General features: G+C 57.2%; 10 protein-coding genes. 8 read left to right on the top strand and 2 right to left on the bottom strand.

What is annotated here, in order from left to right:
• The first annotated feature begins 1,483 nt into the window (after positions 1–1,483).
• The 3 genes from DMP06_RS08385 (at position 1,484) to rlmN (ending at position 4,660) form a co-directional block, all read left to right on the top strand.
• The gene (locus DMP06_RS08385) at positions 1,484–2,308 is read left to right on the top strand and encodes a ParA family protein (protein WP_123209296.1); all 825 of its coding nucleotides are present in this window, start codon (positions 1,484–1,486) and stop codon (positions 2,306–2,308) included.
• Between the two features lie 97 nt (positions 2,309–2,405).
• Positions 2,406–3,632, top strand: a complete 1,227-nt coding sequence (locus DMP06_RS08380; protein WP_245962439.1) for a ParB/RepB/Spo0J family partition protein — start codon at positions 2,406–2,408, stop codon at positions 3,630–3,632.
• 5 nt (positions 3,633–3,637) lie between these two features.
• Positions 3,638–4,660, top strand: a complete 1,023-nt coding sequence (rlmN, locus tag DMP06_RS08375; protein ID WP_123209289.1) for a dual-specificity RNA methyltransferase RlmN — start codon at positions 3,638–3,640, stop codon at positions 4,658–4,660.
• Positions 4,661–4,955: 295 nt separating this feature from the next.
• Here rlmN and DMP06_RS08370 read toward each other — a convergent pair whose 3' ends face one another.
• Positions 4,956–5,450 (bottom strand): ferritin family protein, encoded by a 495-nt coding sequence (locus DMP06_RS08370; protein WP_123209288.1) that lies wholly within the window; start codon positions 5,448–5,450, stop codon positions 4,956–4,958.
• A 186-nt stretch (positions 5,451–5,636) separates the two neighbouring features.
• Between DMP06_RS08370 and DMP06_RS08365 the strand changes: the two genes are divergently transcribed.
• A complete protein-coding gene (locus DMP06_RS08365; protein WP_123209287.1) occupies positions 5,637–6,596 on the top strand; it encodes a D-alanine--D-alanine ligase family protein in 960 nt (319 codons plus the stop codon).
• Positions 6,597–6,754: 158 nt separating this feature from the next.
• Here the strand turns inward: DMP06_RS08365 and DMP06_RS08360 are convergent, their stop codons facing one another.
• Positions 6,755–7,414 carry a hypothetical protein gene (locus DMP06_RS08360; protein ID WP_123209286.1) on the bottom strand — a complete coding sequence of 220 codons (660 nt, stop codon included), beginning with the start codon at positions 7,412–7,414 and terminating at the stop codon, positions 6,755–6,757.
• A 64-nt stretch (positions 7,415–7,478) separates the two neighbouring features.
• On the opposite strand from DMP06_RS08360, the gene DMP06_RS08355 reads away from it, so the two are divergent.
• From DMP06_RS08355 to DMP06_RS11530, 4 genes are all read left to right on the top strand, one after another.
• Complete coding sequence (locus tag DMP06_RS08355; protein WP_123209285.1) at positions 7,479–10,598, top strand: helicase C-terminal domain-containing protein; 3,120 nt, start codon at positions 7,479–7,481, stop codon at positions 10,596–10,598.
• A 9-nt stretch (positions 10,599–10,607) separates the two neighbouring features.
• Positions 10,608–11,879: a hypothetical protein gene (locus tag DMP06_RS08350; protein ID WP_123209284.1), complete on the top strand. Its 1,272-nt coding sequence runs from the start codon at positions 10,608–10,610 to the stop codon at positions 11,877–11,879.
• 87 nt (positions 11,880–11,966) lie between these two features.
• Entirely contained in the window at positions 11,967–15,293 is a 3,327-nt protein-coding gene (locus tag DMP06_RS08345) for a hypothetical protein (protein ID WP_148042518.1), read from the top strand.
• A gap of 210 nt (positions 15,294–15,503) precedes the next feature.
• Positions 15,504–15,653 carry a DUF5679 domain-containing protein gene (locus tag DMP06_RS11530; RefSeq protein WP_181443042.1) on the top strand — a complete coding sequence of 50 codons (150 nt, stop codon included), beginning with the start codon at positions 15,504–15,506 and terminating at the stop codon, positions 15,651–15,653.
• The last annotated feature ends 65 nt before the right edge of the window (positions 15,654–15,718 follow it).

The raw sequence follows: 15,718 nt of genomic DNA, 5'->3' as shown, positions 1-15,718 counted from the left end.
CGAGTGGATGCGCTGGTTCCGCGAGGGGCGCATATCCCAGAAGCTCGGGTGGCTCACCCCGGACGAGCGCCGCGCGGCGCTGGGCTATCCGGTGCTGTAGGATGTACAAGAAAACGTCCGCGGTCCCGGTTTGTTCCGTATGGGATGTTGTTCATTGGTTTTGGGAAACGGTTCATGTTGGGGCGGTGGGACTTGTTTATGCCGAGCGGTTTACTTTCCCTGATTCTTTCACTTAGTAAGGCTGACAATGCGCTCATTGATTACGTCTTGATATTTGTTTCACGTGAAACATTCCGTTCAGGCAAAGCGCGGTCTTTATCTCGGTTCACTTCGTCTGCTTGGCTGCAGAAGAGGAATTGCTATGGGTTGAGGCTGTCATAGGTCTGGTTGGTTTGACAAAAGTTCTTGGTTCGAGAACTTTTGTCAAACCAACCAGGAAACCAACCAGGAAACCAACCAGGAAACCAACCAGGAAACCAACAAGGAAACCAACCAGGAAACCAACCAGGAAACCAACCAGGAAACCAACCAGGAAACCAACCAGGAAACCAACCAGGAAACCAACAAGGAAACCAACCGTGAAACCAACCGTGAAACCAACCTAGATCTACAAAGACAGACACTCTCGTCTCATTGGAAGCCAATACGATTGTGCATAAAGGAGTAAATGCATCCACGCTGTGGAGCATGCGAGACCACCTCGGTGTATGAACGCTTCTCAGCTACGCTTCGTTATACGGGTCCATCCCTTTTATACGCTCCTGCACCCCTTACTTATATATATGTAAGGGAGAGCGCGAGACGATAGAAAGATGTCTGGGGATGACTCACGTAAATCACGGATCACGGCACTCATCTTCAACATGAAACAACCGATATGGGAATCCCATGAGGTCAATTGCGCGAGAGATGGATGGGGATGAGTCGTTATAAACGGGGATGAGCTGTTGAGGGAACGTACATAAGTGTCATGTAGTCGATACCCGTTGATATCTGCTGCCAATGAATCCTCTTTGCTGAGCCTGGGAGCTTGTCAAACAAAAGAAAGAAAATAATGAAGCAACCTCCTGCAGGTCATCTGTGCAAGGGTTACGGAGTATAATATCGAATCCGACGCTTCCGTCAGCAATGATAGCCATGTTTCACGTGAAACATGAGCTCCTGACTTTGGTTATAGAGTGTAGCCTGCTTGGTGCACCTTCTATATAACAGTAATAACGCAGTAGAGGAGGAATCTGTGGGCTTATTCGATAGCTTCAAGCGTCAGGCAAATCGTTTTCATACAGAAACTGACCCAGAGCAGAGCGTTACCTCATCAGCAATTGATTCTCGAGACGAGGAAGCAGCGGCCACTCCGTTGCAGGATGCGCCTCGGGATGAAGATGCTCGCGAGGAAGAGGGTAACTCTTCCGCGGATGAGCGAGAAACGGTTGTTTCACGTGAAACATCCGATGAGGAAGAGACTGCCCAGTCTGCGGCTGATATGTACGTGGCTACACCTATTAAGTCCTATGCAGAGAAGAAGCCTGTGAAGCATGTGGTTGGAACCACGAAAGTTATTGCCATCCTGAATCAGAAGGGTGGCGTGGGAAAATCCACCACGGCAATAGATCTTGGGGCAGCGTTGGGAGAGCTCGGGAAACAGGTGCTTCTTATCGACCTTGATCCGCAGGGCAATACCTCAAGCGGTCTTGGCATAGAGAAGAACCGCCTCGACCAATGCATCTACGATGTGCTTCTAGGCGAAGCATCGTTAACCGATGTAATTATTCCCGATGTATGCGAAGGTCTTGATGTAGCGCCCGCAACCATCAATCTTGCTGGCGCTGAGGTGGAGCTGGTCGCTGAGATGGCTCGTGAAAACCGCCTTAAGGAAGCGACAGGTGCGGTTCGTGGTCGCTATGACTACGTATTCATCGATTGCCCGCCTTCGCTCGGCCTGCTCACCATCAATGCATTGGTCGCTGCTGACAAGTTGCTTATTCCCATCCAATGCGAGTTCTATGCGTTGGAGGGCGTTACCAAGCTGCTTGATTCCATGAAGCGTGTAAAGACGCACCTCAACCCGAGCCTCGATATCTTTGGCGTGTTGCTGACGATGTACGATGGTCGCACGACGCTATCCAAGCAGGTTGCGAGCGAAGTGCGAAACTTCTTTGCTAAGCGTGTGTTCGATGTAGTAATTCCCCGTTCGGTGAAAATTTCCGAAGCCCCCAGTTTCGGTCAGCCTATTACGCAGTACGATCCGACCGGAAAAGGCGCAGAGGCTTACCGTGCACTTGCGAAGGAAGTGATTTCTCGTGGCTAAAAACACCAAAGGCGGCCTTGGACGCGGCCTTGATTCTCTCCTGGGAGGGTATGAGGCAGCTATGCAGCCCGCTCGTCCGGCGGCATCCTCTTCGGAGGTGGAGCGTGAGAAGACTCCCGCGACTCCCACTCCTGCAGTTGATTCGGTTGAACGCAGGATAGCTCCTGCAAGAACCGCCGAGAGGGAAGTCATTAGGGAGGAGGATCTTCCTCAAGAGGAGCGTGCTGTTCTCGACGGAGAAAAAAAGGAGTCTTCGTCGATTAAGTCCGCGACGGAATCGGTTAAACCGACTATTGCAGTCAAGGATGTGATTGCAAAGAAGGAACTTATCGAAGATAACGATGGCGTGACTATCGTGGGCGTCGTTGAGCGCGTTCCCCAAACGTCTGCACAGCAGGGCGCTTCTCCCCATGGGGGCATCTCGCAGAATCCCACCACTGTGTCTTCCGCTGCTTCCGTGCGTCCCGCCAATACGATTGGGACTAACGCTGCCAAGGAGAAGCTCGCTGCTGACGCACTGGAGGGCAACAATATTGCTGTTGAAGTCGATATAGAACGCGTTAAGCCCAATCCTGATCAGCCCCGCATGCATTTCAATAAGGATGAACTCGAGGAACTCTCCTCCTCCATCCAAAAAGACGGTCTTCTTCAGCCAATTGTTGTACGCAAGGTCGAGGATGATTACGAAATCATTGCTGGCGAGCGTAGGTGGCAGGCGTGCAAGCTTGCCAAGATGGAAAAAGTGCCGGTCCGTGTGATAGAGGCCGACGATATGAAGGTGCTCGAGCTTGCTCTCATTGAAAACCTTCAGCGTAGCGACCTTAATCCCATCGAAGAGGCCTACGGATACAAGCGCATGATGGAGCGCGGCGGTAGAACTCAATCAGAAGTGGCTGCGGCTGTGTCAAAGGGTCGCTCTACCATTGCCAATGCGCTTCGTCTCCTCGATTTGCCCGAGGAAGCGCAACAATTGCTGTATGAGGAGCGCATTACGGCCGGTCATGCTCGTGCGATTCTCTCTATTCCTACCGAAGAGGGACGTCAGAAGCTGACCGATAAGCTGAAGAAAGAGAAGCTCTCTGTACGTGAGGCGGAGTCCATCGCTCGACTTTTTGCTGGAAGGGCCAAAGCTGCTTCTCAGCCTCCGCGTCCTCCGATGCCTAAGATTTACAAAACTACGGCGAAATCTCTAACTGAAGAATGGGGTACCAAGGTTCGCATTAGGAGCGCAAACGGTAAAAACAAAATCGAAATCGAATTCAAGGATGAGGAAGATCTACAGCGTCTTCTCGAAAAGATGCATGAAGGTCACGAGGAAGCATAGATTTCATGGCGGAAATTAAGGCATATTCGCTGAATGAGATGGGGCAACTCTTTAAGGAAAAGGGGTTGCCCCTCTTTAGAGCTAAGCAAGTGTATCAATGGCTCTATCAAAAAGGCGCTCGGTCTTACGAGGAAATGACCAACCTGCCAAAGAGCCTACGAGAGGCATTGGCGTCGGAACTTCCCTTATTTCCTGCAAACGTAGTGGATAAGCAGGTTTCTCTCGATGGAACGCGCAAGTACATCATCTCCTTTGCCGATGGTGCGGCAACCGAGATGGTGGCTATTCCCTCTCAAGACCGACTTACCGTATGCTTTTCGACCCAGGTTGGCTGCGCTATGGCCTGTGCGTTTTGTGCGACGGGTCATGAGGGCTTTACCCGCAATCTCCTTCCTGGTGAGATGGTTGAGCAGGTGCTTATTGCGCAGAATGATATGGGCCGCCGCGTTAGCAACCTTGTAGCCATGGGTCAAGGCGAGCCATTTCTCAATTACGACAATGTGAGAAAAGCGCTCGATATTTTGAACGGGGATCAAGGGCTTAATATCGCTGCTCGAAGGATTACCGTGTCGACCTGCGGAATTTTTCAAGGCATTGAGCGATTTTCTCACGAGCCTGAGCAATTCACTCTGGCCGTGTCGCTGCATTCGGCGGTGCAAGAAACGCGAGATGAGCTCATGCCTAAGGTGGCAAACCAGCCACTTAAGGAGCTTCATGAGGTTCTTCGCAGATATCAAGACCTTTCGAAGCGACGTATAACGTTTGAGTATCTGATGATCTCGAAAAAGAATGACGATGAGAAGCATCTGCAGGCGCTGATTGATTTTTGTCGTGGGTTGAGTTGCCATGTCAATATCATTCCGCTCAACGAGATTGACGATTCACCGTTCAAGCCTGCTTCGCATCGCAGCATTGAACGCTTTATCGAGCGACTTCAAGAATCAGGAACCGAAGCAACTCTTCGACAATCACGCGGTGGGGATATTGCGGGCGCTTGTGGTCAGCTCAAAAATAAGAAAGGCTATTGAGTCGATTTCGTGAGCGTAGGTGGATTGCGGGCTTATTCTGGATTCGGTGGCTCTTCGTCCTGGATTGAGTCGATTACGTGCGCGCGGGTGGATTGTGGGCGCGCTTCTACGTGATTATATGCACGCGGCTACATGGTTGCAGATGTGCAGCCGTACGCTAAATGAGTGCATTAAGAGCCTGTTCGTAAAAAAGACCGCCTAGAAAGGCGGTCTTTTTTACGCTTTACATCAGAATTGAGTAATCCTGTGGCAGCCAGGTGGCTTCGGCTGATAGTCGGCGCTTGCTGAATGACTCCTACAGAGCGTCGGCGGCCTTCCGGTAGCCAGCCTTGTGCATGCCCTCGAATTTTGCGGTCATCTCGAAGAAGTGAGCGATATCCTCAAAACCCTCTTCGCGCGCGACCTTGGCAAACTCGGGGTACATGCTCTCCTCCTCATACTGCTCGCCAGCGGCGGCATCCTGGAGGTTCTTCTTCACGTCGCCGAACATGCCCATGTACACGGCTTCGGCCAGAGCGTGGGCGGTTTCCTCGGCCATGGGGCGATCGAAGGCGGCTGCGGCCTCTTCCTCGCCGGCCTCCTTGGCGATCTGCTGCCACAAGGTGTACTTACGGTTGGCCTGGGACTCGCCGGCAAAGGCGGCAGCCAGGTTCTCGGCGGTCTTGGTGCCGCTCACATCGGGCAGCTCGTACTCATAGAAAGCGGCCTGCTTGGCATGGCACATGGGGCACTCTTCGGGGGCGGAGCCAACATGAAGATAGCCGCACACCTTGCAACGATAGATTTTCATGGCATCCTTCTTTCTTATTAGGACAGAGTTGCAATAAGAACTGACACAATGATACTGCTTCGATGTGTTCTGTCAACGAAAATCACTCAACCTATACGGCATGCGATATATTGGGTGCGCAACGATACAACCAGCGCGCCGCGATGCATCAAGCGTCGGCGGCGCGCCCGCGCGTAAGGATGAAAGATGGCCTATTCCGGTAATCCCAAAGATTATTCGGTCGCTGTGGTGTACGGCGGCACGAGCGGAGAGCGCGAAGTCTCCCTGAACTCTGGCGCATGCTGCGCCGATGCGCTTAAAGAGGCGGGTTTTGCCGCCACGCTTATAGATTCTGCTTCTAAGGAAGATTTAAAGCGCCTTATCACCGACGATTTCGATGTCGCATTCCTCGCGCTTCATGGCAAGGGCGGCGAAGACGGTTCTATTCAGGGCTTTCTGCAAACGGTGGGCATTCCCTATACCGGGTCGGGCATTCTCGCCAATGCCTTGGCCGTAAGCAAGCCGCGCGCCAAGGAGTACTACGCTGCGGCGGGTCTGCGCGTGGCGCCTTCCATGGCGGTGGGAAAGAACGATGTGCTCGATGATGCCGATATGGAAGAAATCGTAGAGACGGTGGGTATCCCTTGCGTGGTGAAGCCTTCCACCGAAGGTTCTTCTTTGGGGATGACCATCGTTAAAGATGCGTCTGACCTGCGAAAAGCAATTGATGTTGCTCTTGCCGTCGATGACGAGGCCATGATAGAAGCCTTCATCGAGGGAACCGAGCTTACCATCGGCGTGCTGGGCACCGAGGATCCTTTTGCGCTGCCCATCATCCAGGTGGTTCCCAACCAGGACGAGTTCTATAACTATCACGCTAAGTACGCCGAAGGCGGTAGCACGCATCTTTGTCCCGCCCCCGTGTCGGCTGAGGTCACCGAAGAGGCTCAGAACATGGCGGTTGCGGCTCACTCCATTCTTGGCTGCCGCGGCATTTCTCGCAGCGACTTTATGCTGGATGCGGAGGGTCAGTGCTGGATTCTGGAGACCAACACTCTGCCCGGCATGACCAACACCTCGCTTGTGCCCGATGCGGCGCGCGTGGCGGGCATGGAATTCCCTCAGCTGTGCGAAAAGCTCATTGAATACGCGCTGGAAGATGAGTAGCCTTCGCATTTGAGTAGATCACGAAGACGCTGCGGGGCGAATCGGTGGGAAAGTCCCGCAGCGTCTTGTTCTGATGCTCGTGAATCTGAAAAGGCTCCAACTCGGTCGCAAGGGCTGTTGATTGAATGAGACGCGCAATATGCTTTTGGGTGCGCTCTTTAAAACAGGCCCAGCGAATGCAGGATCCATGCGGCGAGCGCAACAAGGGCGATGATGAATGCCCAGCTCACCACATAGCATCCAGGGTTTTTCCTGCGTGCCTGGTCAAGTACCTTGTCATGCAGGGTGCGATGATCCTTGAGTATGGCGGTTCGTCCGCTCCCCTGCGGCATTTTCACCTTGGCGCCGGGCTGCCAAGAATCGGGGTCGGCCACAATTGCCTCGACCGCGTTTGCGTTCAGATCGGGGTCGGGGCGCAAGCCATCGCCTGCGCGGCGGGCAAAAGCGGCAACGAACTGCTCAAACTGCTCGGCGTAGCGAGGGGCGAAGGCAATTACGGCGGCCTCGCCCCAATAGGTGCCCGTCTCGCCTCCGTCGCTGAACGCGGTGAAGCTCAAAACATAGCGTATCTCCCAGCCTTTTGCCTGGTAGAGCGCTAGTTTATGAGACATTGAGGGGTCAAGGTGACCAATGAATGCACCGTAGGGGTTTTTCAGCCACGCTTGCTGTCGTTTGTCGTCGTCAAGCTGGAATTCGACGCTTCCAACGTCGCCCACCGCGTTGTCGGGGCCTGAAAGCGATGCGCCCATTTTCTTATCGGTCGCGACAAAGCGGGCGTATGATCCGAAATATACATCTGAGGCGTTGAAATGTGCCATGGAGGCCCTTTCGTGCTAGGCTAATGGATACTGATAAAATCGACGAGATTGCGACATATAAACTATGAGTGTATACGACTTTATCACCGAAGGCACGCCAAAAGATGTATGCGAGCGCTATGCGACGCTCTGCGATATGGCAGCCCGCTCCGATTTTGGCGAGCTCGATCGCAATGTGGTTATTCTCGACACCGAGACGACGGGTTTTTCCCAGCATCATGACGAATTGACGCAGATCGCCGCCGCACGTATGGAATGCGGAAAGGTGACCGATTGGTTCGTGACGTTTGTGAATCCGGGGAAGCCTATTCCTGAGGACGTGGCGCGCCTGACAAACATTCATGACGAGGATGTGGCGGATGCTCCGCTGCCCGATGAGGCCCGCGCCCGCCTTGTTGAGTTTGTGCGGGATGCCACCGTGGTCGCCCACAACGCGGCCTTTGATAAGGGGTTTACCACCAAGAGCCCTTCGGGCTATCCCCTGCTCGAGAACCTTTGGGTTGATTCGCTCGACCTGGCGCGCATCGCCCTCCCCCGCCTGAAATCCCATCGCCTGATCGATTTGGTGAGGGCATTCGATGCACCTATATCCACCCATCGCGCCGATGCCGACGTGGAAGCGCTGTGCGCGGTGTACCGCATCCTGCTTGCCGCGGTGTCCAGCATGCCGCTTGACCTCGTTGAGCATATTGCGGCCCTCGCGCCGGTAGAGGAATGGCCTACGGGTGCGGTGTTCTCATGCATGGCGAACCACATGGCAGCACTCGAGGAAGCGAAGTCCGGCGCGGGCATCGAACGCAAACGTTACCCCCTCACTATCAGGGGAATGCGTCATGCGCGCCTCTCCACTTCACAAAAAACCGCAGGTCAAACGGCATCCGATAGCATCGTGGCCGCGTCGGAATCGGCACGGATCGCCTCAACGCAAGCGGCCTCCTATGCTCCGTTTGAGGCGCATGTGTCATCCGCGCAGGCCGTCGTGGAGTTTCCCGATGCGAGCGAAATCGCGCAGGCATTTACGGCTGAAGGTATCGTGGGCGGCCTCTACGAGGGTTTCGAACCGCGCGAAGAGCAGGCGGTCATGGCCGACCAGGTGCTGAAGGCGTTCTCCACGGGAACGAACCTTGTGGTGGAAGCGGGCACCGGCGTGGGCAAATCCATGGCGTATTTGCTGCCTAGCGCGCTTACCGCCGTGCGCAATCATATTCCGATCGGTGTTGCCACCAAAACGAATGCCCTGCTCGATCAGATCGTCTATAAAGAGTTGCCCCTGCTTGCCCAGGGTCTTGCGGCAAAAGGTGAGGGCGACCTTACCTATGTGGCGCTCAAGGGGTTCTCGCACTATCCCTGCCTGCGACTGGTTGATCGCGTTGCCCACGACGGCGCGCGCACGGTCAATGTGGCCGGCAAGGACGTGAGCCAGGCGCCCTCTATCGCGGCGTTGCTTTCGTTCATCGAGCAGACCGATTACGACGATATCGACGGCCTCAAGCTGGATTTCAAGGCGCTGCCGCGTTATTCGTTCACCACCACGTCGCGCGACTGCCTGCGTCGCAAATGCCCGTATTTCGGCACGCAGTGCTTTGTCCACGGCCTGCGCAAAAAGGCCGAGACGGCTGACATCGTGGTCACCAATCATTCGCTGTTCTTCTGCGACCTTGCGGCCGATGGCGGGCTTTTGCCTCGCGCGCGCTATTGGGTGGTGGATGAGGCCCACGGCGCCGAGGCGGAAGCTCGCCGCGCCCTGGCTATATCCCTCGATGCATCGGAAATGGTGCGTCTGGCGAATCGCCTGGCATCCGACGACGCCAAGCGCAACGTATTCGTGCGCACTGAGCGCCGCGCCCCGCTGGATTCTGGCAGCCAACCCGAGGCGAGCACGCTCTTCTTCGGGCTGACCGAAAAGGCGCGTTCGCGCGGAAAGGCGTTCGCTGAAGCGGCAAGCGAGCTGGCTCATCACATGAAAGACCTGTTGGCGTGCGATACCAACCGCAGCAATAAAGGTTATGAGAATATAGAGATTTGGATAAACGATCAGATTCGCCAAGATTCTCGCTTCCAGGCGTTGCGCGGCTTTGGGCGCACGTTCCGCGAGGCGGCAGAGCGCCTGATCACCTCGGGAAACGAGCTTATCGCATTCCTCGAAGGCGTGGACGGGGTGGCCGATTGTCAACGCGAGATAGCAACCGTGGTGATCGATGCCAAGGAAATGCTTCAGGCAAGCGAGCTCATTCTTGAGACGGGCGACCCGCGTTTCGTGTATTCTGCCAAGCTTTCGCGCAAACCAGAGCGTGTGGCCGAATCGCTCCAGGCGCAGATTGTCGATATCGGTCAAACTTTGGGCGAGACGCTGTACGAGAACACCGAAAGCGTGGTGTATGCCAGCGCCACTATCACCGTGGGCGGCGAGTTCAAGACGTTTATGAACGCCATGGGCCTCGGTGCCGGCGAATCCTCGCGCGCAGAAACGTGTCTTTTGGGTTCAAGCTACGATTTCGATGCGAACATGCGCGTGTTCGTCATCAAAGATATCCCCGAGCCTAATCAACCGGGATATCTGGATGCGCTCGAGGGGCTTCTCGCCCGCGCACATGTGGCGCAGCAGGGCAGCATGCTCACCCTGTTTACCAACAGGCGCGAGATGGAGGCGTGCTTCGAGGCGGTTGACCCCGCTATGAAAGAGCACGGCCTGCGCTTGGTATGTCAAAAATGGGGCGTTTCCACCAAGGGGCTGCGCGACGATTTCCTCAAAGACGAGCATCTCTCGCTTTTCGCTCTCAAGAGTTTCTGGGAGGGCTTCGACGCGCCGGGCGCCACGCTCAAGGGCGTCATCATTCCCAAACTGCCTTTTGCGAAACCCACCGATCCCCTGTCATGCGAGCGCGCGCAGCGCGACTCGGCTGCGTGGTCGCACTATACGCTGCCCCAGGCGGTGATTGAAGTGAAGCAGGCTGCAGGTCGCCTGATCAGGTCGTCTACCGATACCGGCGTGCTCGTTTTGGCCGACCGTCGCCTGTTGACCAAGGGATACGGGCGCTCGTTCCTCAAGTCGCTGCCGTCGCAGAACATCACGACTTGCACCATCGACGAGGCGGTGCTCGCCATCGGAGCGCTCGCGCGTATATCGGATGCCGCCGATTCGCGCGATTCCGGCGGGTCGGGCAATGCCGGCGGGGATTTCTAGGCGGCTGTCGTGGCACGCAATCTCAGCCATACGCACCTGTTCAGGGGCATCGCCGAAAATCTGCATATCAAGGGCAACACGGCGGGCACGTCCAACGAGCTTTCTCTCTCGGTGCTCGATGAGCGCCGAGAGAAGGCCGACGGCAAATCGTCGTCCACGCCGCGTCCGTCGCGCCTCAACAAGGTGTCGGTGTTCGCCGTGGAAAGCCGAAAGTCGCGTAAGGAGAAAAAGGCCGAAGGCTCTCCCACCGGCGCCGATGTGGCGGGGTACGCCCTTGACCTTTCGGCGCGCGGACGAGCGGCGCGGGCACGCAAGCGCGCGCTCGACAATCCCGAGGCCGAAATTCGCCGCCGCAAATCCGCACGCCGCGCCCGGCGCATCGTTGGCACGGTGGTGGCTGCGGCGGCATCCATTGCGGTGATCGCCTATGCCGGCGTCTATTTTTGGAATGCGTATCAACAAAATGTTGAAAATCTGACGGTGCTGGGCCAGGCCATGCAGGAGCTCGAAGCCGCTGACGAGGTGGTGCTCGCCGCTGACGCCCTGGTTACGGACGGCTTGGGCGATGCATCGGATGAGGATATCGATTCTCTTATCGCGCGCATGGATGACGCACGCGTGCGTATCAATGCGGCGGCCGCGTTTGGCGAGACGGCCTACGAGTCCATGGACGCCTCGGCCGATCGCGAGGCGGCGCTCAAGGCGCAAGAAAGCGCTAACGCCCGCACCGAGCTTTTGGACGGCGCCACGTCGATCATCCAGGCGGAAGTCCAGGCGCGCACTGCATCCGCGCAGATCCAGCAGTGCTGGAATGCGCTTGTTGAGGCGGATGGCCTGCTCAAGGAGGCGGCAGCCATGGTGACCGAGACCACCAACGAGAACGTGAAAGCGTCTGAAGAAAAGACCCAGCAGGCGAACGACCTGCTCAATGAGGCATCTGCGTCGCTTTCCGCCGCGCAGGAGGCGTATCCTTCGGCTGATTTCTCGGATTTTAGCGCTTATATCGACAAGCGTCTCGAGGCCATTGGGTATGCGCTTGCGAGCAACGATGCCATTTACATCCAGGACAAGGCCACCGCCGACGAGCAGAACGCGCTCTACAATCAAGCCGATGCCGAGGCGGTGGAACTGGCGCAGAAGCTTCCCGAAAACCCGGCGCAGCCCGTGGAGGATGCTCTCGCTGCCGATACGCAGCAGGCGCGAGACGATTACCTTACCACGCGCGAGGCGGCGGCTCAGTCTGATGCGTATATTCGAGATTATCTGGGCGGAGGGCAGTAAATGCGCCCGGATGAGGCACGATGGGCTATACTATTGAACGAATATGCCCGTATTCGAATAAGGTATTGCGAACGATAAGGTGTAAATATGAGCACACCGATGGACCACATAGCGTATCTCTCGCAAGAGATTGGCGCCCGCCCCTCCGGTACGGAGGAAGAGCAGCAAGCGGCGCTCTACATTACCGATCGCCTCCAGAAGGATGCGCATCTCTCGGCGAACATCGAGGATTTCGCCTGTTCAAACAATCCTGGGCTTGCGAAGGTGATATGCCATGCCATCGCCATCGTGGCGGTGCTGCTCTCTATTGTGCTGCCGATCACGGCTATCCCCTCTGCGGTGGTGGCGCTTCTTGCCGCCGCGGTTTTGTTCCTTGAAACGTTTGATAAACCGGTGATCTCGCAGCTGTTCATGAAAGGCATCAGTCAAAACGTCGTGGGCAAATACGAGCCTGTGCGCGATCCCGATAGCGCCGGCGCCCGCCGACGCAAGGTGATTCTGGTTGCTCATTACGACAGCGGCAAACTGAGGCGCGATCTGGCGCGCCCGCTCGTAGCCATCCGCCGCGTGCTCGACATTGCCGTGCTGGCGGCGAGCGTGCTCATTCCTGTGTTCATCCTTATTACGGCGATTGCGTTTAGCAACGTTCAGGGTGCCGGAGCCATCGCCATCATCGTAATCAAGGCTATTTTGGCCGTTATCGTGCTTATTCCTGTGGTGTTCTATATCATGGAGAAGGTTTCCGATTACAACGAGGCGGCCAACTCCAATGCCGCTGGCGTGGCCGTTATGCTTGAGGTGGCCCGCCGCCTTGGCACGGGAGAGGTAAGCTCTTCGCCCATCGCTTCCGGCGTCATGCATGACGAGCATGCGGCGCGCGAGGCTGGTGTGGTGCCCGAAGGTGCGACCATCAGCTACGAATCCGATGCGTCCGATGGGCTTTCCGCCGCGAAGGCCGCCGTTGCGGCCATGACGGGTGGAGCCGTGCATCATGGGGTGCGCGATATCGCCGATAACCTGGTGCAGGTGAAAGATGCGCCTATCTCTGCTCCTGACGATGCCGCCGTATCAAAGGCGCGCCAGGAAACGCGTACCGCGCTAACGAGCGCGCCCGCCGGCACGCTGGCCGAGGCGGCCGCGAAGGCTGCCGCGCTCCACGAGCAGGCCGAGCAGCGTGCCGCCGAAGAGGCTGCGGCAATTGAGCGCGCAGCGCAGGAGGCCGCCGCGCGCGAGGCTGAAGAACAGCGTGCCGCCGAAGAGGCCGAAGCTGCTCGCGCTGCTGCGGCGGCAGAAGCTTCTAAGCCGGCAACCGTGCCCGATTGGTATAAGAAGGCCACCGAAAAAGCCCGCATCAAGGCAGAGCAATCTGGCGAGCACGAGGAGGCTGCCCAGTATCGTTCCCGCTATGCCGACTTCCCGTCGGATAGCCAGGAATCTTCTCCCGCAGAAGAGCCCGAGGCTCACATTGAGAGGGCTCACGATGCGCAGCTGCATCCTTCCAATATGGAATCCTCCCAGGTTGAAGGCAATGTTTCCCGTGAAACCGCTACGGATGTCGCAGTGATGGCCCAGGCTGCCGCTGTTTCCGCACCCGCAGATTCTGTCGCCGCAGCCAACGATGCCCCTGCCCCTATGGCCGCAGCGAACGCCGGGGCAACCACCGCCATGCCCGCATTGGGCCAGCAGGGCAAGCTCGACTTGGGCGCCCTGCGCGCCGCGGCGCAGGCGGGCGTTTCGACGGCAGACGAGCAGACTCAGCAAGCACAGCAGCCCCAGCAGGCCACGTCCGAGGAGGTGCCTCCGGCAATCTCGGGCGCTGCAACCACGCGTCTGCCGCAGATGATGTACTACACGCCGCCAGTCGATCGTTCGGATGTCATGCGTGACCGTGCGCAAAAGAATCGCGTGACCGTTTCGGCCGAGGGCATCGAGCAAGCTGCCACCATGGACGCCGCCGAGGCATCTTCGCCTACAGGTTTTGAGCAGGCGCCCATCCCCGCGCAGGTTGATGCTGCGTATGGAACGCCGCTCGCGGCGGATCAGATGGCTGCACCCGTTGAGCAGCCCTCGCCCATCAATCAGGCTGCGCCTCAGTCTGGCGCCGTCGTCGCTGCTCCTGCTGCTGACCAAGGGCGCGTTCTCAAGGCGAATATCCCCGTGGTTAATCTGCCTCAGATCACGCTGCCTCCTATCTCGGCGCCGGAGCTCAAGTCCGTATCGTTCGAGGAGTTCCGTCAGCGCGCGCCTTTGGCGAACGTGGCGGATGCGCATGGGCAAGATGCCGCGAAATCTTTGCTCGCCACCACGCTGCCTTCCATCGAGGGCCCCGATGCCGATGCGACCGTTGGCATGCCTGCGGTGCAGGATAAGCCCCAGAGTGTGAGTCTCACCGGCAGCTTTGCCGCCGTGGAGGCCATAGGCTCCAAGCCCGTGGGTGACGAGCTGGTCGATGGACTTGATCCCGAGGATATCTATGTGGATGACGCGGACGATTCGTCATTCGACGCTGAATTTACCGAGACGGGCGCCTTTGCCGGCCCGGGGTATGTGGAAATGCCTCAGTCGCGCATAGGCAAGTTCTTTGGCAAGTTCCACCGCAAGAACAAGAAGGATGAAGAGAGCACCCACGACTGGCTGGGCGTGGATGAGAATTTCGACGCGCGCTCGGTGGGCAAGGCCCGCGGCGGCTGGGAAAGCTTCCGCGACGAAGAGGACGATTGGAACGGAGGCGCGTTCAGCAGCATTCGTGCGCGTATGGGTCGTGGCGGCGAACCTGCGGATGAACCCGCCCATGATGCTCAGCTTCACGAAGAAAGCCGTCGCGCCATGGACGCCGGTCCCTCTGTTTCCGCCGATGAGTTCGCGGCGGTTGCGGCCATGGCAGCCAGCAAGGTTGCCAAGGACGAGGGCGTGGCACCGGTCCCCCATGCCGATTTTGACGATATGCAGCAGATTTATTCCTTCGCGTCGGGCGATATAAACACCGAGGTGTGGTTCGTGGCGTTGGGTTCTGAGCTTGCCGAGCAAGGCGGCATCAAGGCGTTCTTGGCCGACCATGCGTCCGATATGCGCGGCGCTCTGATCATCAACCTTGAATCGCTTGGAGCGGGCGACCTGTGCTACCTGGAGCGGGAGGGCTCGTTCAAGCAGATGGGATGTTCGCCCCGCATGAAGCGTTTCATCCGCAAAGCCATTCAGGCATCGGGCGTCGACCTTGGCGGTGCCACGGTGGATTGGCGCGAAAGCCCCGCGAGCTACGCGATGAAGCACCGCGCGCAGGCCGTCACCATTGCCGGCATGGATGGCAACAAGCCCGCGCTTATGGGCGAGGCCGACGATGTGATCGAAAACATCGATGAGCAATCCCTCACCCGAGCCGCCGATTTCGTGGTAGAGATGCTCAAGAACATCTAACACCGTTCCAACGTTGTTGTTATGCTGCGTCGGCACATGTCGGCGCAGCTGTTTTTTTGGCCGCATGTGCGTGGCATCTCTACGTGCTTTATGCCCTCAACGCAAATTCCATAGGGGGAGGGGGCGTAATAAGGTATCATTGTCGCGTTGGTAAACGGCGTACGCTGCCGGTGAAATGGGGCGATGCCCCGTATGACATTGGAGGTAAGAATGGCTATCGAGGCGTATTGCGTGAAGTGCAAGGCGAAGAAGGTCATGCAGGACCCCGTTGAGAGCGTCACGAAGAACGGCAAGCCCATCACCAAGGGGAAGTGCCCTGACTGCGGAACCACCATGTGCCGCATTGGCTCCACGAAGTAGCTTCGGTTCCAAGGCCATCACGAAACTCATGATCCGAACAGCCTCCCATTCCTCCGTAAGGAATG

The sequence above is a fragment of the Slackia equolifaciens genome (assembly GCF_003725995.1).
In the GTDB taxonomy this organism is placed as follows: Bacteria; Actinomycetota; Coriobacteriia; order Coriobacteriales; family Eggerthellaceae; genus Slackia; species Slackia equolifaciens.
The sequence above is the reverse complement of the archived record's forward strand: the minus strand, read 5'-3'. Positions and strand labels throughout refer to the sequence as shown.